At 54.2% G+C, this 21,772-nt stretch carries 20 protein-coding genes; 4 read left to right on the top strand and 16 right to left on the bottom strand.

The genetic code is table 11. The annotated features are described in order from the left end of the window. Positions 1-95: 95 nt before the first annotated feature. Complete coding sequence (uvrA, locus tag FDX22_RS26795) at positions 96-2,918, top strand: excinuclease ABC subunit UvrA (RefSeq protein WP_096758707.1); 2,823 nt, start codon at positions 96-98, stop codon at positions 2,916-2,918. A gap of 97 nt (positions 2,919-3,015) precedes the next feature. Here the strand turns inward: uvrA and FDX22_RS26790 are convergent, their stop codons facing one another. The 5 genes from FDX22_RS26790 to dnaB all read right to left on the bottom strand — a co-directional run bounded on the left by FDX22_RS26790 (position 3,016) and on the right by dnaB (position 8,326). Further along, the gene (locus tag FDX22_RS26790) at positions 3,016-3,372 is read right to left on the bottom strand and encodes an MmcQ/YjbR family DNA-binding protein (RefSeq protein ID WP_096758708.1); all 357 of its coding nucleotides are present in this window, start codon (positions 3,370-3,372) and stop codon (positions 3,016-3,018) included. 127 nt (positions 3,373-3,499) lie between these two features. Then, positions 3,500-4,213 (bottom strand): acid phosphatase AphA, encoded by a 714-nt coding sequence (aphA, locus tag FDX22_RS26785; RefSeq protein ID WP_117343604.1) that lies wholly within the window; start codon positions 4,211-4,213, stop codon positions 3,500-3,502. Positions 4,214-4,474: 261 nt separating this feature from the next. Then, on the bottom strand, positions 4,475-5,668 hold the full coding sequence (gene tyrB / locus FDX22_RS26780; RefSeq protein ID WP_146718036.1) for an aromatic amino acid transaminase: 1,194 nt from the start codon (positions 5,666-5,668) through the stop codon (positions 4,475-4,477). A gap of 131 nt (positions 5,669-5,799) precedes the next feature. Further along, a complete protein-coding gene (gene alr / locus FDX22_RS26775) occupies positions 5,800-6,879 on the bottom strand; it encodes an alanine racemase (RefSeq protein WP_115259702.1) in 1,080 nt (359 codons plus the stop codon). A gap of 31 nt (positions 6,880-6,910) precedes the next feature. Next, complete coding sequence (gene dnaB / locus FDX22_RS26770) at positions 6,911-8,326, bottom strand: replicative DNA helicase (RefSeq protein WP_096758712.1); 1,416 nt, start codon at positions 8,324-8,326, stop codon at positions 6,911-6,913. A gap of 61 nt (positions 8,327-8,387) precedes the next feature. On the opposite strand from dnaB, the gene FDX22_RS26765 reads away from it, so the two are divergent. Next, positions 8,388-9,371, top strand: coding sequence for a quinone oxidoreductase (locus tag FDX22_RS26765; protein ID WP_137399210.1), 984 nt, complete (start codon positions 8,388-8,390; stop codon positions 9,369-9,371). A gap of 228 nt (positions 9,372-9,599) precedes the next feature. Here the strand turns inward: FDX22_RS26765 and pspG are convergent, their stop codons facing one another. The 3 genes from pspG to FDX22_RS26750 all read right to left on the bottom strand — a co-directional run bounded on the left by pspG (position 9,600) and on the right by FDX22_RS26750 (position 11,554). Continuing rightward, on the bottom strand, positions 9,600-9,842 hold the full coding sequence (pspG, locus tag FDX22_RS26760) for an envelope stress response protein PspG (RefSeq protein ID WP_096758714.1): 243 nt from the start codon (positions 9,840-9,842) through the stop codon (positions 9,600-9,602). Between the two features lie 133 nt (positions 9,843-9,975). Then, positions 9,976-10,974 (bottom strand): tRNA dihydrouridine(20/20a) synthase DusA, encoded by a 999-nt coding sequence (dusA, locus tag FDX22_RS26755; RefSeq protein ID WP_146718035.1) that lies wholly within the window; start codon positions 10,972-10,974, stop codon positions 9,976-9,978. Between the two features lie 91 nt (positions 10,975-11,065). Beyond that, on the bottom strand, positions 11,066-11,554 hold the full coding sequence (locus FDX22_RS26750; protein ID WP_115259704.1) for a cupin domain-containing protein: 489 nt from the start codon (positions 11,552-11,554) through the stop codon (positions 11,066-11,068). Between the two features lie 117 nt (positions 11,555-11,671). Here FDX22_RS26750 and zur point away from each other — a divergent pair, with 117 nt between their 5' ends. Continuing rightward, complete coding sequence (gene zur / locus FDX22_RS26745) at positions 11,672-12,190, top strand: zinc uptake transcriptional repressor Zur (protein ID WP_096758717.1); 519 nt, start codon at positions 11,672-11,674, stop codon at positions 12,188-12,190. 44 nt (positions 12,191-12,234) lie between these two features. Here the strand turns inward: zur and FDX22_RS26740 are convergent, their stop codons facing one another. The 4 genes from FDX22_RS26740 to FDX22_RS26725 form a co-directional block, all read right to left on the bottom strand. Beyond that, positions 12,235-12,444: a CsbD family protein gene (locus FDX22_RS26740; protein ID WP_096758718.1), complete on the bottom strand. Its 210-nt coding sequence runs from the start codon at positions 12,442-12,444 to the stop codon at positions 12,235-12,237. Positions 12,445-12,580: 136 nt separating this feature from the next. Continuing rightward, positions 12,581-13,900: an MATE family efflux transporter DinF gene (gene dinF, locus FDX22_RS26735; RefSeq protein WP_146718034.1), complete on the bottom strand. Its 1,320-nt coding sequence runs from the start codon at positions 13,898-13,900 to the stop codon at positions 12,581-12,583. A 131-nt stretch (positions 13,901-14,031) separates the two neighbouring features. Beyond that, positions 14,032-14,640 (bottom strand): transcriptional repressor LexA, encoded by a 609-nt coding sequence (gene lexA, locus FDX22_RS26730; protein ID WP_096758720.1) that lies wholly within the window; start codon positions 14,638-14,640, stop codon positions 14,032-14,034. A 109-nt stretch (positions 14,641-14,749) separates the two neighbouring features. Beyond that, positions 14,750-15,118, bottom strand: coding sequence for a diacylglycerol kinase (locus tag FDX22_RS26725; RefSeq protein WP_045438520.1), 369 nt, complete (start codon positions 15,116-15,118; stop codon positions 14,750-14,752). Between the two features lie 170 nt (positions 15,119-15,288). On the opposite strand from FDX22_RS26725, the gene plsB reads away from it, so the two are divergent. After that, positions 15,289-17,724, top strand: a complete 2,436-nt coding sequence (gene plsB / locus FDX22_RS26720) for a glycerol-3-phosphate 1-O-acyltransferase PlsB (RefSeq protein WP_146718033.1) — start codon at positions 15,289-15,291, stop codon at positions 17,722-17,724. 51 nt (positions 17,725-17,775) lie between these two features. Here plsB and ubiA read toward each other — a convergent pair whose 3' ends face one another. The 4 genes from ubiA to FDX22_RS26700 all read right to left on the bottom strand — a co-directional run bounded on the left by ubiA (position 17,776) and on the right by FDX22_RS26700 (position 21,762). Continuing rightward, the gene (gene ubiA / locus FDX22_RS26715; protein ID WP_096758722.1) at positions 17,776-18,648 is read right to left on the bottom strand and encodes a 4-hydroxybenzoate octaprenyltransferase; all 873 of its coding nucleotides are present in this window, start codon (positions 18,646-18,648) and stop codon (positions 17,776-17,778) included. 13 nt (positions 18,649-18,661) lie between these two features. Next, complete coding sequence (gene ubiC / locus FDX22_RS26710) at positions 18,662-19,159, bottom strand: chorismate lyase (protein ID WP_096758723.1); 498 nt, start codon at positions 19,157-19,159, stop codon at positions 18,662-18,664. 180 nt (positions 19,160-19,339) lie between these two features. After that, complete coding sequence (gene malM / locus FDX22_RS26705) at positions 19,340-20,290, bottom strand: maltose operon protein MalM (RefSeq protein WP_115259707.1); 951 nt, start codon at positions 20,288-20,290, stop codon at positions 19,340-19,342. 113 nt (positions 20,291-20,403) lie between these two features. Beyond that, positions 20,404-21,762: a maltoporin gene (locus FDX22_RS26700; RefSeq protein WP_137399214.1), complete on the bottom strand. Its 1,359-nt coding sequence runs from the start codon at positions 21,760-21,762 to the stop codon at positions 20,404-20,406. Positions 21,763-21,772 lie beyond the last annotated feature (10 nt).

Below are 21,772 nucleotides of genomic sequence, written 5' to 3'. Positions count from 1 at the left end.
ATCCATTCAGGTCAGGTTGTGTCATAATTAACCGTTTGTGATCGCCGGTAGCACCATGCAGCCAGGCAAAAAAGCGTTTAATCCGGGAAAGATGAATGGATAAGATCGAAGTTCGGGGCGCCCGCACCCATAATCTCAAAAACATCAACCTCGTCATCCCGCGCGACAAGCTGATTGTCGTCACCGGGCTTTCGGGCTCAGGCAAATCCTCGCTGGCTTTCGACACCTTGTATGCCGAAGGGCAGCGTCGTTACGTTGAATCGCTTTCCGCGTATGCGCGTCAGTTCCTGTCGCTGATGGAAAAACCGGATGTCGACCACATTGAGGGGCTGTCGCCAGCCATCTCAATTGAACAAAAATCGACATCCCATAACCCGCGATCCACGGTAGGCACCATTACCGAAATTCACGACTACCTGCGCCTGCTGTTTGCCCGCGTCGGTGAGCCGCGCTGTCCGGATCACGACGTACCGCTGGCAGCGCAGACCGTTAGCCAGATGGTGGACAACGTGCTGTCACAACCGGAAGGCAAGCGCCTGATGCTGCTGGCACCGATCATCAAAGAGCGCAAAGGCGAACACACGAAAACGCTGGAGAATCTGGCAAGCCAGGGTTATATCCGCGCCCGTATTGACGGTGAAGTGTGTGACCTGTCCGATCCACCAAAGCTGGAGCTGCAAAAGAAACATACCATTGAAGTGGTCATCGACCGCTTTAAAGTCCGTGACGACCTGTCACAGCGTCTGGCGGAGTCTTTTGAAACCGCGCTGGATCTCTCCGGTGGCACGGCGGTGGTTGCCGATATGGACAACCCGAAAGCGGAGGAGCTGCTCTTCTCCGCCAACTTTGCCTGCCCGATTTGCGGCTATAGCATGCGCGAGCTGGAACCCCGCTTGTTCTCGTTCAATAACCCGGCGGGCGCATGTCCTACCTGCGACGGTCTCGGCGTGCAGCAGTATTTCGACCCTGACCGCGTGATCCAAAACCCAGAGCTATCGCTGGCTGGCGGCGCGATCCGTGGCTGGGATCGTCGTAACTTCTATTACTTCCAGATGCTTAAGTCACTGGCAGAGCATTATAAGTTCGACATAGAAGCCCCGTGGGCCAGCCTGAACCCAACGGTTCACAAAGTGGTGCTGTACGGTTCCGGCAAAGAGAATATCGAATTCAAATATATGAACGACCGCGGTGATACTTCCGTACGTCGTCACCCGTTTGAAGGTGTGCTGCACAATATGGAGCGCCGTTATAAAGAGACGGAATCCAGCGCGGTACGCGAAGAATTATCTAAGTTCATCAGCAACCGACCGTGCGCCAGCTGTGAAGGCACGCGCCTGCGTCGTGAAGCGCGCCACGTGTTTGTTGAGAACACACCGCTGCCTACTATTTCTGACATGAGCATCGGTCATGCGATGGATTTCTTCAACAATCTCAAACTTGCCGGTCAACGGGCGAAGATTGCGGAGAAAATCCTTAAAGAGATTGGCGACCGCCTCAAGTTCCTGGTTAACGTCGGTCTGAACTACCTGACGCTGTCGCGTTCGGCCGAAACGCTCTCCGGCGGCGAAGCCCAGCGTATCCGTCTGGCAAGCCAGATCGGTGCGGGCCTGGTCGGCGTAATGTACGTGCTGGATGAACCGTCCATCGGTCTGCACCAGCGCGATAACGAACGCCTGCTGGGTACGCTTATCCATCTGCGCAATCTGGGTAATACCGTGATTGTGGTTGAGCACGATGAAGATGCGATTCGCGCCGCTGACCATGTGATCGATATCGGTCCAGGCGCGGGCGTCCACGGTGGACAGGTGGTGGCGGAGGGTACGCTCAATGACATTATGGCAGTGCCTGAGTCACTGACCGGCCAGTATATGAGCGGCAAGCGCAAGATTGAAGTGCCGAAACAACGCGTGCCCGCTAACCCGGAAAAAGTGCTGAAGCTCACCGGTGCGCGCGGCAACAACCTGAAAGATGTCACCCTGACGCTGCCGGTTGGCCTGTTTACCTGTATTACCGGCGTATCCGGTTCCGGTAAATCAACGCTGATAAACGACACGCTGTTCCCGATTGCTCAGACCCAGCTCAACGGCGCCACGCTGGCTGAACCTGCACCTTATCGCGACATTCAGGGGCTGGAGCATTTCGATAAAGTTATCGACATCGACCAGAGCCCCATTGGTCGTACGCCACGTTCCAACCCGGCAACCTATACCGGCGTATTTACACCCGTCCGCGAACTGTTTGCTGGCGTGCCGGAATCACGCGCGCGCGGCTACACGCCAGGGCGCTTCAGCTTTAACGTGCGCGGTGGACGTTGTGAAGCCTGTCAGGGCGACGGCGTAATCAAAGTTGAGATGCACTTCCTGCCGGATATCTACGTGCCGTGTGACCAGTGCAAAGGCAAGCGCTATAACCGTGAAACGTTGGAGATCAAGTACAAGGGCAAGACTATCCACGAAGTGCTGGATATGACCATTGAAGAGGCGCGTGAGTTCTTTGATGCCGTCCCGGCGCTGGCGCGTAAACTGCAAACGCTGATGGACGTTGGCTTGACTTATATTCGCCTTGGGCAGTCCGCAACAACCCTTTCTGGCGGCGAGGCCCAGCGCGTGAAGCTGGCGCGTGAGTTATCAAAACGCGGTACAGGACAAACGCTGTACATCCTCGATGAGCCGACTACCGGTCTGCACTTTGCGGATATTCAGCAGTTGCTGGACGTGCTGCACCAGCTCAGGGATCAGGGCAACACCATCGTGGTCATTGAGCATAATCTGGACGTGATTAAAACGGCCGACTGGATTGTCGATCTCGGTCCGGAAGGGGGTAGCGGCGGCGGAGAAATCTTGGTTGCCGGTACGCCGGAAACGGTTGCAGAGTGTGAAGCCTCACACACCGCCCGCTTCCTCAAACCACTGCTGTAGTTACTCATGCCCGATGGCGCAAGCTATCGGGCCTACAGGATAGACGTATTGGGTTGTAGGCCAGATAAGGCGCTTACGCCGCATCCGGCAAAAAGGCTCAGAACTGCGCCAACATCCTGCGTTTATCTTCTGGCAGCGTCTTGATAGCCTGTTGATATGAGGCGTCCACCAAATAGTAAATTTGTGAATCTGGCAGCGAACCATCCAGGTACACCGTGCTCCAGTGCGCCTTATTAAGATGCCGGCTTGGCCGGACATCGCTATGCTGCTGGCGCAATAACTCGGCCAGTTCAGGGCTGGTTTTCAGCGACACAGCAGGGCGTTCTTCCACCTCTTTTACCATCGCAAAAAGCACATCTTCGACTTTAATTTGCGTGGCTTTCCAGTCGCTGTGCACGCTCTGTTCGGCACCTGTTTTCGCCATGCAGTATTGCAGCAACTCCGAGTTCGTCATCTTTATTCCCCTTACCAGCAGCTCGCCTAATGAGAACATCTTTTACTCAGTGTGCAGCAACTCTGCCAAAGGTAAAAGCCAGCAACGCAAATTTGTTTAAAAAATCACCAATAAAGAACCTGTACCCTCAGTATTCTGAGTTTACAATCACCTCTTCGCCATATGCCCCGGCCTGCGGCAGTGGTTTATAGGTGGAGTTGGAGGCGCGCAAAATGCGAATACCGCGAATACCTACGTCGCGCGCGGCGGTGATGTCATTGTCGGAATCGCCGTAGAACATGCGGATGTTTTTATCCTGTAACCACTGCGTTTTGGTGTTCTGCCCGGCTTTATCACCGGCAAAGATAACCGGATTCATATTAGCGGATGGAATGTGGAAGTTATCGGACAGTGTTTTAGACACGGTTTCGGTTTTTGTCGGGCTACGTCCCGTGACAAAGAAGATGCTGTCACCGCGACGAACATGCATATCAATCAACTGACGCGCGACTTCTTTTGGAATACTAAATTCATCCCAGCCATTGTTCATTTTTTCCCAGAACGCCGGATTCTTCAGGTAATCCTCACTCTCCGGGGACCAGGTTTTTTTGCCACGCCAGAAACCCGGGCTGGAAAAAAGAACGGTATCATCAATATCGAATCCGACGGCCATTGGCGGGCGTCCGGTCAGGCTGTTTTCAATCTGAGCAACAGAGACCCAGTGAACCGGAGACTGCTCAGCGAGTTTTGCAACGTTGGTGCCTGGATTAAGCTGCGAGGGGGAAGAAACTAAAGCCTGGGCGGAATGGTTTAACGTGAACAATAAGCAAACGGCACTAAGTGCCAACGTAATCTTGCGCATATTTTTCCCTAAGTAGTCAGCTAGTTATCATTTTTTTATTAACAACTGGTCAAAAAACTATCTGACCTTACCCCCTGGGGAAGGTGAAAGGAAGGGGTTTCTCTCGTTTTGTTACAGAAAAAGAGGATGATCACACAGAAAAAGCGTGCCTGATGGCGCGACGCTTATCAGGCCTACAAACGAAAAATCCAATGCTTTGTAGGCCGGATAAGGCGTTTACGCCACCATCCGGCATCACTGTGCGAGAAATGACAAATCCGGTTACATGACAGCAGCAAACGCTTTTGCCACACGCTGGACGTTACCGTGATTCAACCCGGCGACGCACATGCGGCCGCTGGCGATCAGGTAAACCCCGAATTCATCACGCAGGCGATCGACCTGGGCGGCACTCAACCCGGTATAGCTGAACATACCGCGCTGTTGCAGAAGGTAGTCAAAGTTACGGCCCGGTATCTCGGCATGGAGAACATTGACCAATTCCTGACGCATCGCCAGGATGCGGGTACGCATCGCTTCTACTTCCGCCAGCCAGTTGGCTTTAAGCGCATCATCGCCCAGCACGGCGGCAACTACCTGCGCACCAAAGTTAGGTGGGCTGGAGTAGTTACGACGCACCGTGGCTTTTAACTGCCCCAGCACGCGACCCGCAGTCTCAGCGTCTTCGCACACCACGGAAAGGCCGCCGACACGCTCACCGTATAAAGAGAAAATTTTAGAGAACGAGTTGCTGACCAGGGCAGGCAATCCAGCGCTGGCAATGGCGTGGATCGCATAGGCGTCGTCTTCCATTCCCGCGCCAAATCCCTGATAGGCAATATCAAGGAAAGGGATTAGATCGCGCGCTTGCAGAATCTCGATAACCGCATCCCACTGCGCGGGCGTCAAGTCCGCACCGGTCGGGTTATGGCAGCACGGATGCAACAGTACAATGCTGCGAGCCGGTAAGGTGTTCAAGGTTGCCAGCAGGTCGTTGACGCGCACGCCGTTAGTCGTGTTGTCATACCAGGGGTAAGTGCTTACTTCGAATCCAGCCCCTTCAAAAATCGCGATGTGGTTTTCCCATGTCGGATCGCTGACCCAGACGCCAGAATCAGGGAAGTAACGCTTCAGAAAATCCGCACCTACTTTTAGCGCACCTGATCCTCCCAGCGTCTGAATCGTCGCCACGCGCTGCTGCTGAAGAACCGGGTGTTCTGCACCAAACAGTAGTGGCGCAATGGTGTGGCGATAGCTGTTCAGGCCTTCCATCGGTAAATACAGCGACGCACCCTGCGGCTGAGCATTGAGCCGGGCTTCCGCTTCGCTTACGGCGTTAAGCTGAGGGATTATCCCGTCTTCGTTGTAATACAGACCGATGCTGAGATTCACTTTGTCACGACGTGAATCTTCCTTGAAGCGCTCCATGAGCGATAAAATCGGGTCGCCGGCGTAGGCGTCAACTTTTTGAAACACGTGGTGGTTCTCCAGGTTTACAGGCAGGGGATAAGAACACAATAAACCGGAAGCGGGAGAAGATCGAGAGGATGTTGAGAGGATTATTGCCGGATGGCGGCAGAACCGCTTTATCCGGCAGACAGCCAGATTCAGTCCACGTACTTCATCGCTACCCTTGATGTCAGGCGCGTGATAAGTTCGTAAGCACTTACTTTCGTTATTTCAGCAATGCGTTCAACGGGCAGACCATCGCCCCACAGAATCACCGGATCGCCGGCTTTTTCCTGCGCTTCTGGCCCCAAATCAACGCAGATCATGTCCATTGCCACACGACCAACAATCGGCACTTCCCGACCATTGACCAGTACCGGCGTGCCGGACGGCGCTGCACGCGGATACCCGTCGCCATAGCCCATCGCCACCACGCCCAGGCGCGTGTCACGCGCGCTTTCCCACGTTCCACCATAGCCAACAGGTTCGCCCGCTTTGTGCTCGCGCACGGCGATCAGGCTGGAGGTAAGCGACATCACCGGCTGGCAGCCAAAATCAGTCCCGGCGGAATGATTCTCCAGCGGCGATACGCCATACAGAATTAGCCCCGGACGCGCCCAGTCGAAATGGGACTGCGGCCACAGCAGGATACCGCCAGATGCGGCAATAGAACGCTGTCCCGGCTTGCCTTCACAAAAACGATTGAAGATATCGAGCTGCTTTTCCGTCGCGCCACATTCGGGTTCGTCTGCACGGGCAAAGTGGCTGACGATGTTGACCGGCTGACGCACGTTTTTACAGTGGGTCAAGCGTTGATAAAACGCCTCAGCCTGCTCCGGACGTACGCCCAGACGGTGCATCCCGGTGTCGAGCTTCATCCAGACGGTGACGGGTTCCGCCAGTTCAGCCGCTTCCAGCGCCGCAAGCTGCTCCTCATTGTGCACGGCAGTATGCAGCCGCTGTGCGGAGATGGTCGGCAGATCGGAGGCATCGAAAAAACCCTCCAATAGCAGGATGGGTTGCGTGATCCCACCCGCGCGCAGTCGCAGAGCTTCTTCAAGACGAGCGACACCAAAAGCGTCCGCATCAGGGAGCGTTCGCGCGGTCTCTAACAGACCATGGCCGTAAGCGTTCGCTTTCACCACCGCAACCAGTTTACTGGCAGGTGCCAGTTCACGCAGACGTTGCAGGTTGTGTCGCAGAGCGCGGCGGTTAATGACAACAGTTGCCGCTTGCATTTGAATTCCTTAATAAATGGACGACGGAGCGTTACTCATCGTCATACTGTGGTCCGGCATAATTATCGAAGCGTGACCACTGGCCGTTAAACGTCAGGCGCACCGTACCGATTGGGCCGTTACGTTGCTTACCAATAATAATTTCCGCGATGCCTTTTAAGTCGCTGTTTTCGTGATAAACCTCGTCACGATAAATAAACATGATTAAGTCGGCATCCTGCTCGATAGACCCCGATTCACGGAGGTCCGAGTTGACCGGACGCTTGTCGGCGCGTTGTTCCAGAGAGCGGTTAAGCTGCGACAGCGCCACCACCGGCACATGCAGTTCTTTTGCTAATGATTTCAGCGAGCGCGAAATTTCAGCAATTTCCAGCGTACGGTTATCGGAGAGCGACGGCACCCGCATCAGCTGCAGGTAGTCGATCATAATCAGTCCGATACCGCCGTGTTCACGGGCGATACGGCGTGCGCGCGAACGCACTTCCGTTGGCGTCAGACCGGAGGAGTCATCAATGTAGATGTTTCGTTTCTCCAGTAAGATCCCCATGGTGCCGGAAATTCGCGCCCAGTCTTCGTCATCCAACTGACCGGTACGGATTTTAGTCTGGTCTACGCGCGACAGCGATGCCAGACAACGCATCATGATCTGTTCGGAGGGCATTTCAAGACTGAAGATAAGTACCGGCTTATCCTGCAACATCGCCGCATTTTCGACGAGGTTCATTGCAAACGTCGTTTTACCCATCGACGGACGCGCGGCGACGATAATCAGGTCCGACGGCTGTAGACCGGCAGTCTTTTTGTTGAGGTCGTCGTAGCCGGTATTCACCCCGGTTACACCGTCATGCGGCTGCTGGAACAGCTGTTCGATGCGCGCGACGGTGGCGTCGAGCACCTCGGTAATATTTTTCGGGCCTTCGTCTTTATTGGCGCGGCTTTCGGCGATTTTAAAAACGCGGGATTCCGCGAGATCCAGCAAATCTTCACTGGAACGCCCTTGCGGATCAAATCCGGCCTCCGCGATTTCATGGGCTACCGAAATCATGTCGCGCACGACGGCGCGTTCGCGGACGATATCCGCATAGGCGCTTATGTTCGCCGCACTTGGCGTATTTTTAGATAACTCAGCCAGATAGGCAAAACCGCCGACGCTGTCGAGTTGCCCCTGCACTTCCAGCGACTCGGCCAGGGTTATCAGATCGATGGGTTTGCCCATCTCCTGCAAACGATGCATTTCGGTGAAGATATGCCGGTGCGGTCGGGTGTAAAAATCCTCCGCGACGACACGCTCGGCAACATCGTCCCAGCGTTCGTTATCCAGCATTAAACCGCCCAACACCGACTGTTCCGCTTCAATCGAGTGCGGCGGTACTTTCAGCCCGGCGACCTGCAGATCGCGGTCACGAGCATCAGTCTGTTGTTTGTTGAAGGGTTTATTTCCTGCCATAGTGAATGGAGTTACCGAGATAATGATTGGGTCGAAAGATTACCACATTTCTGGAGGAAGCATGGCAACACGTATTGAATTTCACAAGCACGGCGGCCCTGACGTACTGAAGGCTGTGGACTTTACGCCCGTTGATCCGGCCGAGCATGAAATCCAGGTCGAAAACAAAGCGATTGGCATCAATTATATCGATACCTACATCCGCAGCGGACTGTATCCGCCCCCTTCTCTGCCCAGCGGACTCGGTACCGAAGCGGCCGGCGTGGTCAGCAAAGTCGGTAGCAAAGTAACCCACATCAGCGTTGGCGATCGCGTGGTCTACGCCCAGTCAATGCTCGGCGCCTACAGCTCCGTACATAATGTCCCCGCCGATAAAGCCGCCATTTTACCTGATGCCATCTCGTTTGAGCAGGCTGCCGCGTCCTACCTGAAAGGGTTAACCGTTTTCTATCTGTTGCGTAAAACCTATGAAATCCAGCCTGACGAGCCGTTTCTGTTCCATGCCGCCGCAGGCGGCGTTGGTTTGATTGCCTGCCAGTGGGCAAAAGCATTGGGGGCGAAGCTAATTGGTACCGTCGGCACTGCGCAAAAGGCGCAAATTGCATTACAGGCCGGCGCATGGCAGGTGATTAACTATCGCGAAGAGAGCATTGTCGAGCGGGTTAAAGAAATTACGGGCGGTAAAAAAGTCCGGGTAGTTTATGACTCGGTGGGTAAAGACACCTGGGAAGCCTCGCTGGACTGCCTGCAACGCCGGGGATTGATGGTGAGTTTTGGTAATTCTTCCGGGCCGGTGACCGGCGTTAACTTAGGCATTCTGAACCAGAAAGGCTCGCTGTACGCCACACGCCCTTCTCTGCAGGGTTACATCACCAACCGCCATGAATTGACCGAAGCCAGTAATGAGCTATTTTCACTGATTGCCAGCGGCGTGATTAAAGTCGATATCGCGCAAGGTCAGACGTTTGCGTTAAAAGATGCCCAGCGGGCGCATGAAGTACTGGAAAGCCGGGCCACGCAGGGGTCGAGTTTGCTGATCCCGTGAAACTTCTCCCTTAAATAATTCAAGCAGCCAATACGCCTGCGGTTTGAATTATGACGGGGAAGAAAAGAATTAGGGCTTCCCGTAGGAAGCCCTTTCTTTTTTTAGTTCGGCTGTATGTAGGGTACAGCTCGATGAATTCGTTAACCGCGCAATAGTGACAGATTTAATAATCAATTCCTATTTGGTTCTAAAGGCAATGTTGCAGGTTGTGATGTACCGCTCAATACCTTAGTAAAATCGACGGTTATTGCGCTGATAGTGCGGGACTTTTGGCGCTTTTATGGCCTTGATAACCCACACCACGGCGACAGCCAATAACAGCCATGGCAGCAGTTTAATCATCAGCGCAAACATCCCGCCGAGGAACATCACGGCGGTCGCCACCATCAGCGCAGCCAGAATCCCCAGCAGCGACACGCCGGTGACCATCAGCATGACAAAAAAGCCAATCACAAAAAGTAGTTCCAGCATGATGCTCTCCCATAATGAATTTCTGCTTAAACCATTACAAAAATCATGCCAGAATTAATTGATTGATTTATAAAGAAAACGCCCCGCGACAGTGCGCAGGGCGTGGTGAAATTGACTAACTTTTGGTGAACAATTAACGTTTGTCTGCTACCAGCTTCAACGCATGTTCCAGCACGTTGATATCCGCACCGGCTTTGTGCGCATTTTCGCTCAGGTAACGACGCCACTGACGCGCGCCCGGAATGCCCTGGAACAGTCCCAGCATATGGCGGGTAATATGTCCCAGATACGTTCCCTGGCTCAGTTCCCGTTCAATATACGGGTACATGGCGCGCACCACGGCAACAGGGTCCACGTCAGCACCCGTTGAACCGAAAATTTCGCGATCCACGGATGCCAGAATACCGGGGTTCTGATAGGCTTCACGTCCCACCATCACGCCATCCATATGTTCAAGGTGCGCTTTCGCTTCTTCCAGCGATTTAATGCCGCCGTTGATCGACATAGTCAACTGCGGGAAATCACGCTTCAGCTGGTAGACGCGGGTGTAATCCAGCGGTGGGATTTCACGGTTTTCTTTCGGGCTCAGCCCGGACAACCAGGCCTTGCGCGCATGAATGATAAACATCTCACATTCTCCTTTGCCGGAGACCGTGTTGATGAAATCACACAGAAATTCGTAGCTGTCCTGGTCATCAATGCCAATACGGGTTTTGACCGTCACCGGAATTGACACCACATCGCGCATCGCCTTGATGCAGTCGGCAACCAGTTGCGCATTGCCCATCAGGCAGGCACCAAACATCCCGTTTTGTACGCGATCAGAGGGACAGCCCACGTTGAGGTTTATCTCGTCATAGCCCCGCGCTTCCGCCAGCTTCGCACACTGTGCCAACGCGGCCGGGTCGCTACCACCAAGCTGTAAGGCTATCGGATGCTCTTCGTCGCTATACGCCAGATAGTCGCCTTTACCATGAATGATTGCCCCGGTGGTTACCATCTCCGTATAGAGCAGCGTCTGGCTGGACAGTAAGCGCAAAAAGTAGCGGCAGTGTCTGTCCGTCCAGTCGAGCATCGGCGCGATAGAAAAACGATGTGCAGGGAAAGCGGTGGACTGAGATTCAGGCAGCATGGCGAATAATTAAGCATCCGGTTAAAAAAGGGGCGCCACTATAGCATAGACCGCGACGATAGTGAGCCACATCGTCACGGCCCCCCTCATGCTATTTCGATCCGGGTTTACCGTCGTGGGAACCAAAAAACTGTGGTGGATGGTCAACCCAGCGATCCTCGCGCGTGGCCGCATACACCGGATTCAGTGGGTAATAGATACGATTGAATTTTTTATTTGCCTCGCCGACGACCAGCAGTCGCACCTCTTCACTGGTGTTATTGATAAAGGTGTGACACACGCCGGTTCCCGCTGGAAATCCGACGCTGTCCCCCGGTTCCAGCTTCCATAAATAGCCGTTAATCCAGGCCTCCGGATACCCTTCCAGCACGTAGATAAACTCTTCTTCATCGCTTTCGGCGTGAGGGTACGAGGTGCGACGGCCCGGAGGCAGGCGTTCATGGTGAATACCGAGGCGACCCAAGCCCAGCTTACGAGCAAGCGGTGCGCCGATAGAAAACAGCTCATCACTTCCGGGATAGGTAGCGTCGTCAGCCCCCTCCACCTCACGCCAGTGGCGAATACAATCCGGTCTTTTCATTTTATATTTTCCAGTATTGCGATGCGTCAGGTATAGCACACCACGGCTGATCTCGGCGTTTTATGCAGAACATGATAAAGTAAGGGATTAACCTTCCACGCAAATCGAGGCGCAAAAATGGAAAGAACCCCTACGCAGGAGTTGCTGGCTCACGCTGAAAAACTCTGTGCGCAACGTAACGTGCGACTCACGCCGCAACGCCTCGAAGTGCTGCGCCTGATGAGCCTCCAGGAAGGGGCAATCAGCGCATATGACCTGCTAGATTTATTACGGGAAACTGAACCACAGGCTAAACCGCCTACCGTCTATCGTGCGCTCGATTTTCTGCTCGAACAAGGTTTTGTCCACAAGGTAGAATCCACCAACAGCTACGTGCTTTGCCATTTGTTCGATCAGCCCACCCACAGCTCCGCGATGTTCATTTGTGACCGCTGCGGCGTGGTGAAAGAAGAGTGTGCGGAGGGCGTGGAAGACATCATGCATACGCTGGCGGCCAAGATGGGCTTTGCCCTACGTCATAACGTAATTGAAGCGCATGGCCTGTGTCAGGTCTGTGTGGAAGTTGAAGCCTGCCGTCATCCTGGCGACTGCCAGCATGATCACACGATTCAGGTAAAAAAGAAGGTCGGGCGTTAAGCGAGAGAACGTACATCCTTGTACATTCAGGCGGGAGGGGATAATTACCAACGGTAGTCGTTGCGGGTTTCCCAATCCTTCACTTCTTTCTCCGCCTGATCTTTCGCATAACCGTAACGTTCCTGGACTTTACCCACCAGCTGGTCACGCTTACCTTCAATGACCGTCATATCATCATCGGTCAGTTTGCCCCATTGCTCTTTCACTTTACCTTTCAACTGCTTCCAGTTACCACCGACTTCGTCTTTATTCATCATCAAATCCTCATCGTTAGGTTGTGAATAGCGAGAGTGCTGCGTCCAGACACGCTATGTTTTTGCTGGACGTGAGAATAAGTGTAGTCAGTGATTCTGAGTTCTATTTATTATTCGGAATTTTTAACCATACGAGTCAGGAAAACCAGGTGCCATTTCGCCAGTGACGCCGCCAGATAAAAGCCAGCGAGAGTCCGCGCAGCGTCAGAAAAACGGCGAGTGCCAGCCACAAACCGTGGTTGCCTAACAGCGGTAACGTGAATAAGGTTAAGCCGAATCCTGCAGCGGCAACGGCCATACTGTTACGCATTTCCGCAGCACGCGTTGCGCCAATAAACATGCCGTCCAACAGGTAACACCAGACGCCCACCAGTGGTAACACCACCTGCCAGATAAGGTAACGATCGGCCAGTTGCTGAATCTGCGGTAGTGAGGTCAACGACGCAATAATGTGCTCGCCAAACAGGGCATAGACCAGTGAAAAAAGGATCGCCACAATGCCCGACTGTCGACACGCCGCGCGCCAGACATCCAACAGTTGGCTGCCATCCCGGGCACCATAAGCCTGACCAGAGTGCGCTTCCACGGCATAGGCAAATCCGTCCAGCGCATAGGCGGTGAAGGTCAACAGGGTCATCAGAACGGCGTTGACCGCAATAATATCGCCCCCGAGACGCGCCCCGAGTACCGTAATCGCACCAAAACACAGCTGCAGCAACAGCGAACGCAGCATGATGTCGCGGTTAAGCGCCATCAGACGGCGGAAGTTTCCGCGCCATGCCTGTTTCAGCATCATGAGCGAAACACCGCGCAGGTGGAGAACCTTGCGCACCATCAGCAGGCCAATCAGCAACGTGGCATATTCGGCAATCACCGTCGCCAGCGCGGCGCCCTGCACGTTCATATGCAGCCCCATCACCAGCCATATATCGAGCACAATGTTGAGGATATTGCCGACAATCAACAGGATCACCGGTGCTCGCGCGTACTGAACGCCCAGCAGCCAGCCGAGCAGTACCAGGTTCGCCAGCGAGGCAGGCGCGCTGAGCCAACGGATTTCAAGGAAGCGCCGGGCCTGTTCCAGTACCGCTTCGCTCCCCCCCACGATGTGTAACGCCAGATCGATAATCGGCGTACGAAATAGCGCAATTGCCGCCCCCGCCCCCAAAGCCAGAATCAGCGGCTGCACCAGCGCACGGGCCAGCGCCTGCGGATTTTTTGCGCCAAATGCCTGAGCCGTCAGCCCGGTGGTACTCATGCGTAGAAAGAGCAGCAGCATAAAGAGAAAACTGGTTGCCGTCGCCCCCACGGCGACACCACCCAAATAGACCGGGCTATCCAGATGACCAATCACAGCTGTGTCCACCAGTCCCAGCAGGGGAACGGTGATATTGGAGAAAATCATTGGCAGGGCAAGATGCCAGAGCGCTTTATCAGAGGAGGTAAAGAAAGGCATACAGGAGAGCCTGAGAAGAAGTTAAACGTACTGGACAAAGTTGTGTAGACCCGGTAAACGCAGTGCCACCGGGCACGTTGCCGGATGACGACGTAAACGTCTTATCCGGCCTACAGGAAATCAACAGACCGTTACAGCCATTCACCGTTACGGATAACGCCGACGGCCAGTCCTTCAATGGTGAAGTTCTGCTCACGCAGGTCGACAACGATCGGTTTGAACTCGCTGTTTTCTGGCAGAAGCTCGACCTTATTGCCCTGTTTTTTCAGGCGTTTAACCGTCACTTCATCATCAATGCGGGCAACAACCACCTGGCCGTTACGCACGTCCTGTGTCTTATGCACTGCCAGCAGATCGCCATCCATAATACCAATGTCTTTCATTGACATACCGCTGACGCGCAGCAGGAAATCAGCATTAGGTTTGAACAGGGATGGATCAACCTGATAGTGGCCTTCGATGTGCTGTTGCGCCAGCAGCGGCTCACCTGCAGCAACGCGGCCTACAAGCGGTAATCCTACCTCTTCTTCATGCAACAGACGAATACCACGCGATGCACCAGAGACGATTTCGAGCACCCCTTTACGCGCCAGCGCTTTAAGGTGTTCTTCAGCCGCGTTTGGGGAACGGAATCCCAAACGCTGCGCGATCTCCGCACGCGTCGGTGGCATACCTGTCTGGCTGATGTGATCCCGAATGAGATCAAACACCTCTTGCTGCCTGGCCGTTAACGCTTTCATTCCGCCCCCTGGGTGTATATACAGTTATGCTGTGAGTATATACAGCTAAAGGCGATTTTGGAACCGCAAACTGCACAAAAAACAGGAGATTTATGAAGTTGTGGAATCCTTATCGAAAATGGGACCACAACAGGATGCCCCAGGTGATCAGGGCGACAAAAATAGACAGCAGAACAGCCGCCGACCCCATATCTTTCGCTCGACCGGAAAGTTCGTGATACTCCGATCCAATACGGTCGACCACTGCTTCAATAGCGCTGTTTAAGATTTCAACGATCATCACCAGCATTACTGAACCAATCAACAACACACGGGTAATGGCGTCGACGTCCAGCCAGCAGGCGATGGCGACGCCCAGCAGTACGGCAACGCTTTCCTGACGAAATGCCGCTTCATTTATCCATGCGGCGCGAAAACCTTTCCACGAGTAGCCAGCAGCTTTGATAATTCGGGTAAATCCAGTGGTATTATTGGCCATCAAAAGAACCTTTTTACATTATTAGCGTCAATGTCATTGTAACGTTACCCCGTTTGTTTCAGGGTGTGGCAAAGCAGCGCGAAGTATGACGGGATACACCAGAAATTCACTAAACTTTCTGATATCCTTGCAGCGCATTTGCATTATTAACCAGAGGCTTTACATCGTTTATGTCCGGCTGGCCACGAATTTACTACAAATTACTGAATTTACCATTAAGCGTCCTGGTAAAAAGCAAGTCTATTCCGGCAGAACCTGCCCCGGAGTTGGGACTCGATACGTCTCGTCCCATTATGTACGTCCTACCGTACAACTCAAAAGCAGACTTGCTGACGCTACGTGCCCAATGTTTGGCGCACGATCTTCCCGATCCCCTGGAACCGCTGGAGATAGACGGGACTTTACTGCCGCGCTACGTGTTTATTCACGGCGGTCCGCGTGTGTTCACCTATTACACGCCAAAAGAAGAGTCCATCAAGCTGTTCCATAACTATCTCGATCTGCATCGCAGCAATCCTGACCTTGATGTGCAGATGGTGCCGGTTTCGGTGATGTTTGGCCGCGCGCCTGGCCGCGAAAAAGGTGAAGTCAACCCGCCGCTGCGCATGCTGAACGGCGTACAGAAATTCTTCGCCGTTTCCTGGCTCGGTCGCGACAGTTTTGTCCGTTTCTCGCCGTCGGTCTCTCTGCGCCGCATGGCAGACGAACACGGTACGGATAAAATCATCGCCCAGAAACTGGCGCGCGTGGCGCGTATGCACTTTGCCCGTCAGCGTTTGGCCGCTGTTGGCCCGCGCCTCCCTGCCCGTCAGGATCTGTTTAATAAGCTGCTGGCCTCAAAAGCAATCGCCCGTGCGGTAGAAGATGAAGCCCGCAGTAAAAAGATCTCCCACGAAAAAGCGCAGCAAAATGCCATTGCGCTGATGGAAGAGATCGCCGCCAACTTCTCCTACGAGATGATCCGCCTGACTGACCGTATTCTGGGATTCACCTGGAACCGACTGTATCAGGGTATTAACGTTCACAATGCAGAACGCGTTCGCCAACTGGCGCACGACGGGCATGAAATTGTCTATGTCCCCTGCCACCGCAGCCATATGGATTACATGCTGCTGTCGTACGTTCTGTATCACCAGGGGCTGGTTCCTCCGCACATTGCGGCCGGGATCAACCTGAACTTCTGGCCGGCTGGCCCGATTTTCCGCCGCCTGGGTGCGTTCTTTATTCGTCGTACCTTCAAGGGCAATAAGCTCTATTCCACCGTCTTCCGCGAATACCTCGGCGAGTTGTTCAGCCGCGGTTATTCGGTTGAGTACTTTGTCGAAGGTGGGCGCTCACGTACCGGTCGTTTGCTGGATCCGAAAACCGGCACGCTGTCGATGACCATCCAGGCAATGCTGCGCGGCGGTACGCGTCCTATCACCCTGGTGCCGATTTACATTGGCTACGAGCACGTGATGGAAGTCGGCACCTACGCGAAAGAACTGCGTGGCGCGACAAAAGAGAAAGAGAGCCTGCCGCAGATGCTGCGTGGCTTAAGCAAGCTGCGTAATCTGGGTCAGGGCTACGTCAACTTTGGCGAACCGATGCCATTGATGACCTACCTCAATCAGCACGTGCCGGAGTGGCGTGAGTCTATCGATCCTATCGAGTCGATTCGCCCTGCCTGGCTGACGCCGACGGTCAATAACATTGCCGCCGATCTGATGGTGCGCATTAACAACGCCGGTGCGGCCAACGCCATGAACCTGTGCTGTACCGCGCTACTGGCATCCCGCCAGCGTTCCCTGACCCGCGAGCAGTTAACTGAGCAGCTTGATTGCTACCTCAGCCTGCTGCGTAACGTACCGTATGCATCAGATGCAACGGTTCCGACGCAGAGTGCCAGTGAGCTTATCGATCACGCCCTGCAGATGAACAAGTTTGAGGTCGAGAAAGATACCATCGGTGACATCATCATTCTGCCGCGCGAGCAGGCGGTATTGATGACTTACTACCGCAACAACATTGCGCATATGCTGGTGCTGCCGTCACTGATGGCGGCGATTGTGACTCAGCATCGCCGGATTTCACGCGTCGCATTGCAGCAACATATTGATGCACTGTATCCGATGCTGAAAGCCGAGCTGTTCCTGCGCTGGGAGCGCGATGAGCTTACAGGGGTGATCGACGAACTGGCTGGAGAAATGCAGCGTCAGGGTCTGATTACGTTGCAAAACGATGAGCTGCAAATCAACCCGGCACGCTCCCGCACGCTACAGCTGCTGGCCGCAGGTGCGCGTGAGACTCTGCAGCGCTACGCCATCACCTTCTGGCTGTTGAGCGCGAATCCGTCTATCAACCGCGGTACGCTGGAGAAAGAGAGCCGCACCGTCGCTCAACGTCTTTCCGTACTGCACGGTATNCATGGTAAACGTGCGTTTTCGCTCAACGTCAATGCAGCAACAGTCATAAGCTCCCTGGTGCTGACCCTGCGTGACGAAGGCTACATCAGCGACACCGGAGATGCCGAGCCGGAAGAGACGATGAAGATTTACCAGATGCTGGCCGAACTGGTGACGTCGGATGTCCGTCTGACCATCGAGAGCGCCACTCAGGGTGAGTAAGCATAAAAAAACCGGTCGAAATGACCGGTTTTTTTTATCGCAGACTAAAACTCAAAGATGCCAGTAACTCATCGCAAGGCCTAAGAACAACACCAGGCCCACGTAGTTGTTATTCATAAACGCTTTAAAGCAGGCATCCCGCTCGCGGTTAACGATCAGCTTCTGCTGATACACAAACAGCGCCCCTGCCACCAGCAAAGACCAGTAATAGCCCAGCGCCAGTCCGTTCAGCCAGCCCACCAGCGCCATCAGCACCAGTACGCCCACTTGCAGAAGACCAATAATCAGTTTGTCGTTTTGGCCGAACAGGATAGCGGTCGATTTAATGCCAATCTTCAGGTCATCATCGCGGTCGACCATCGCATATTGGGTGTCATAAGCCACTGCCCAGAGAATATTGGCCAGAAACATCAACCAGCAGCTGAGCGGCACCGACTCGCTCACGGCGGCAAACGCCATCGGGATAGACCAGCCAAACGCTGCACCCAGCACCACCTGCGGCAGGTGCGTATAGCGCTTCATGAAGGGATAAACCCACGCCAGCGCCAACGCGGCAATCGACAACAAAATGGTCATCGTGTTGAGCGTCAGGACCAGCAGGAAGGCGAGCAACACCAGCACAACAAACAACGTGCGGGCTTCTTTCTCCGTCACGGCACCGCTTGGCAGAGGTCGGTTCGCGGTGCGTTTCACATGACCGTCAAATTTGCGGTCAGCATAATCATTCACCACGCATCCGGCGGCGCGCATTAACCAGACGCCAGCCACAAACACCGCCAGGATCCACAATTGCGGAACCCCAGGGGTCGCCACCCACAACGCCCACAGCGTTGGCCAGAGCAGCAGTAAGGCGCCGATTGGCTTATCCGTACGCATCAAGCGGTGAAACGCCAGCAGCTTATTCTGCGTCAGACTCCACTCCATCTTTATCTTCCTCTCAGTACAACGGCGATGCAGGTAAAAAAAGCTCGGTAAGCATCAGTGGCTTACCGCTCAGCCGCAGGCGGGAACGACGCCCCCACAGCTCTGCATCGCGGCCAATCTCAATAAAATCTCGGGTCAATGTCGATGACGTAAACAGGTAGCGCCCGAGCGGGGTTTTCCCCAGATTTTGCAAGGCCAGTTCAGGGCCACACAATGTCGATTCCGGCACCACGGTGCGCCCGGCAAGCCAGGGTTCACCATCCGCGCAGAGCAGGATTTCACGTAACCAATAGCGGGATTCTGTCGGCAGCAGCGTCAGTTCTTCGGCCACCTCATTTTGCCCAACAAATCCTTCTCGTATCAACGTTACGCTGACCTGCTTTCCCTGCTGCTCAAAACGTTGGGTCATGGAGTCTTCCAGTAACAACCAGTCAAGCAGTTGGGGGTCCAGCGTCGGGATCGCATCAAAATAACGCAGCGCACGCAGTTGCGTTAACGCAGGGTGTGGCATGCCTTACTCTCCGATTTATCACGTTCAGGCATTGTATCGCAGAAAAGGCATTACGGGGTGAGCAAACATGATTAAGTGATCGGCGGAGCAACACAAGCATAACAAGTAGCATGGAAGGATAAAAAAAGGTGCGCCAGGAGACGCACCAGTTGTTGCAAAATCAGCAATGTGGGGAGACGGTTACCCCTTGCCTTTTACACTGCTGATAAAGGTGGAACGGGCAGATTTGGATCCCAGACGTTCAGCTTCATCAAGCAGCTTCAGCGCTTTATCGACATCGCCTTTCGCCACAGCATCCTTAATCGCCTGGTTAAAATAGCTTTCCGTGTCGTTCAGCATCGGCTCGCTTTTCTGCGGGGCTGGTGCGGCGACCGGGGCAGCTGCCACCGCAGCCGGAGCCGCATAGGCCGCTGCTGGTGCGGCAGTGTTGCCCACCGTCACCGGTCCCGGACCGGATGAGCCAAACAGCGGCCCGACCAGCACGCTGGAGGAGGAGCTGGTTTTGACTTTTAGTTTCAGCAAGCCATCTGTGGTATGACGGGCGATCGGATCCGGGATATCCGGCACGGCGTTACCCACGCCCTTGGCATAGGCTTTTGCCGGGTCAAGCAGAGTCGTGGTCTGCTGGAGATCTTTCTCGGTGGTGAAGACCAGAACATAGAGCTTCTGCTGGCCCAGCGCTGGCGTCAGGCGCATGACCCCTTCCAGGCGATCCGCGCTCATCACGCCGGGCTCCTGATAGGTGAAATAGCTGCTGGGGAAGAAAGCAGATGGCGTCATGTTCTGATCAAGAATCAGGACGTTTGGCGCAAATACGCTGGTTTGTTTGTTCACTTCACTGGAGAGCGTCAGGGTCAGCTCACCAATATTGGCCGGTACGCTATAGGCGGCAACCGGACCGCTAATTCCCGCTACGTCCAGACGCTGACCGGCGGTCGCAAGCTGTGTGGACTGAACCTTAGATTGATCAACAGGCGTCCAGGCTAATTGTTGCAGTGCGGCAGTGGGAATCGCGGGTGCGCCGGTGGTGTTCTGTGGCACAAAATTCACATCGGCCAGGCTGATGCCGGGCGCACTGGCAAATAACCCTGCAGATAAACAAAGGGCAACGAGACTTTTCTTCATTTTCATTGTTATCACCTCAGATAGCATGGGTTCAGCGGTGGCCAGGCAATAGCGCGCTAAACCTTAAGTAAGAGGGGCTTACGCCCCTCTTTCGGTCTTTACGTCAGGTTAATGCTGGATTACCACCAGATTTCCATCTGGGCACCGAAGGACCACTCGTCGCTGTCGCCACGGCTGGTGGTGCTGATACCGGAGTTAGTTGCTGCTGCGAATTTGGTAACGTCGTTACCATTTTTCACGTAGCCCCACTCTTCATCCCATTTGGCATAGGTTGCGAAGACGCGGATTGCCGGACGAGACCAGATGCTGTCGCCCGCCTGCCATTGTTGCGCCAGGGTGACTTTGTACTGGCTGTTGCGATCGCTGGTCTGCTGCGATTTCACGTTGTCATAGCCCACTTCCAGCAGGGTGCTCATGATCGGCGTCCATTTGTACATCGGACGGATACCCACGGTGTACCATTCGGTACCCAGGTCGTTATCCATGTCGAGGTTCTGGTACATACCGACGTACATCAGGTCCCATTTGTCGCCCAGCGAGATAGCACCGTGGTCCAGCACGCGGAACAGGCTACCGTTGTTATTCACCACGTTATTGGCGAAGTTAGTCTTAGTACCATCTGGATTGGTAATGGTTGTCGTAGAAGAACCGTAAGAGCCCTGGTTCAGGCCTTTACCCTGCGTGGTCATGGAGTCTGTCGCATACTGAACAACAAACTTGTTATAGCCTTTCAGCATGCTCTGGGTATGTTCAGCGGTGAACATCCAGCCATCTTTTGATGCGCCGTCTGCCAGGTGGTAGTCATCGGTGGTGTTAGCACGACCGTAGTCCACACCCAGTTCCAACATACCGTCCGGGTTAATCGCCATTTGCGCTAAACGCACGTCGAACACGTCGTTGGCGGTGTCTTTGGTACGATCATAAATATTCTGGCTGCTGAACGCGTAAGAGCCGCCCGCTTCCTGAGAACGGGTCGCTGCCAGCGCCAGTTTACCGAAGCCCAGATCGATGTTTTCAATACCGGCACCAGGACCTGAAATATCCCAGTAGTAGAAGTCGATCATGTGCACATCATGACGCTGGTAGAAGCGCTTACCGGCCCAAATGGTGGAACCTGGCAGCCATTCAATCAGGTTTTTACCCTGCACGTTTGCTTCACGGAATGCCGGGTCAGTTCCTTCCCAGTCATTCTGCTGTGCGACGGAGTAGGCGACGTTGGTGTCGAAGTAGAAGCTCTTATCGCCCTCTTTCCACACTTCCTGACCCAGTTTAATTTCCGCATAGGTTTCACATTCGTTACCGAGACGGTATTTACTTTGTGCACCGGTTGCCTGGAAACACTGTTGTTCGCCGCCACTACCCGTCCAGCCGATACCGGAACGAGCATAACCATGGAAATCCACGGCCATTGCCTGAACAGACATAATGCCTGCTGCTACAGCAACCGCCAGAGGGAGTTTGCGCAGAGTAATCATCATTCTATCTCCT

Source organism: Citrobacter sp. TBCS-14 (assembly GCF_005280805.1).
Lineage (GTDB): Bacteria > Pseudomonadota > Gammaproteobacteria > Enterobacterales > Enterobacteriaceae > Citrobacter > Citrobacter gillenii.
The sequence above is the reverse complement of the archived record's forward strand: the minus strand, read 5'-3'. Positions and strand labels throughout refer to the sequence as shown.

Excerpts from the sequence above, each read along its gene's own strand:
- uvrA (WP_096758707.1), top strand. The coding sequence starts at position 96 with ATGGATAAGATCGAAGTTCGGGGCGCCCGCACCCATAATCTCAAAAAC.
- FDX22_RS26790 (WP_096758708.1), bottom strand. The coding sequence starts at position 3,372 with ATGACGAACTCGGAGTTGCTGCAATACTGCATGGCGAAAACAGGTGCC.
- aphA (WP_117343604.1), bottom strand. The coding sequence starts at position 4,213 with ATGCGCAAGATTACGTTGGCACTTAGTGCCGTTTGCTTATTGTTCACG.
- alr (WP_115259702.1), bottom strand. The coding sequence starts at position 6,879 with ATGCAAGCGGCAACTGTTGTCATTAACCGCCGCGCTCTGCGACACAAC.
- dnaB (WP_096758712.1), bottom strand. The coding sequence starts at position 8,326 with ATGGCAGGAAATAAACCCTTCAACAAACAACAGACTGATGCTCGTGAC.
- FDX22_RS26765 (WP_137399210.1), top strand. The coding sequence starts at position 8,388 with ATGGCAACACGTATTGAATTTCACAAGCACGGCGGCCCTGACGTACTG.
- pspG (WP_096758714.1), bottom strand. The coding sequence starts at position 9,842 with ATGCTGGAACTACTTTTTGTGATTGGCTTTTTTGTCATGCTGATGGTC.
- dusA (WP_146718035.1), bottom strand. The coding sequence starts at position 10,974 with ATGCTGCCTGAATCTCAGTCCACCGCTTTCCCTGCACATCGTTTTTCT.
- FDX22_RS26750 (WP_115259704.1), bottom strand. The coding sequence starts at position 11,554 with ATGAAAAGACCGGATTGTATTCGCCACTGGCGTGAGGTGGAGGGGGCT.
- zur (WP_096758717.1), top strand. The coding sequence starts at position 11,672 with ATGGAAAGAACCCCTACGCAGGAGTTGCTGGCTCACGCTGAAAAACTC.
- FDX22_RS26740 (WP_096758718.1), bottom strand. The coding sequence starts at position 12,444 with ATGAATAAAGACGAAGTCGGTGGTAACTGGAAGCAGTTGAAAGGTAAA.
- dinF (WP_146718034.1), bottom strand. The coding sequence starts at position 13,900 with ATGCCTTTCTTTACCTCCTCTGATAAAGCGCTCTGGCATCTTGCCCTG.
- lexA (WP_096758720.1), bottom strand. The coding sequence starts at position 14,640 with ATGAAAGCGTTAACGGCCAGGCAGCAAGAGGTGTTTGATCTCATTCGG.
- FDX22_RS26725 (WP_045438520.1), bottom strand. The coding sequence starts at position 15,118 with ATGGCCAATAATACCACTGGATTTACCCGAATTATCAAAGCTGCTGGC.
- ubiA (WP_096758722.1), bottom strand. The coding sequence starts at position 18,648 with ATGGAGTGGAGTCTGACGCAGAATAAGCTGCTGGCGTTTCACCGCTTG.
- ubiC (WP_096758723.1), bottom strand. The coding sequence starts at position 19,159 with ATGCCACACCCTGCGTTAACGCAACTGCGTGCGCTGCGTTATTTTGAT.
- malM (WP_115259707.1), bottom strand. The coding sequence starts at position 20,290 with ATGAAAATGAAGAAAAGTCTCGTTGCCCTTTGTTTATCTGCAGGGTTA.
- FDX22_RS26700 (WP_137399214.1), bottom strand. The coding sequence starts at position 21,762 with ATGATGATTACTCTGCGCAAACTCCCTCTGGCGGTTGCTGTAGCAGCA.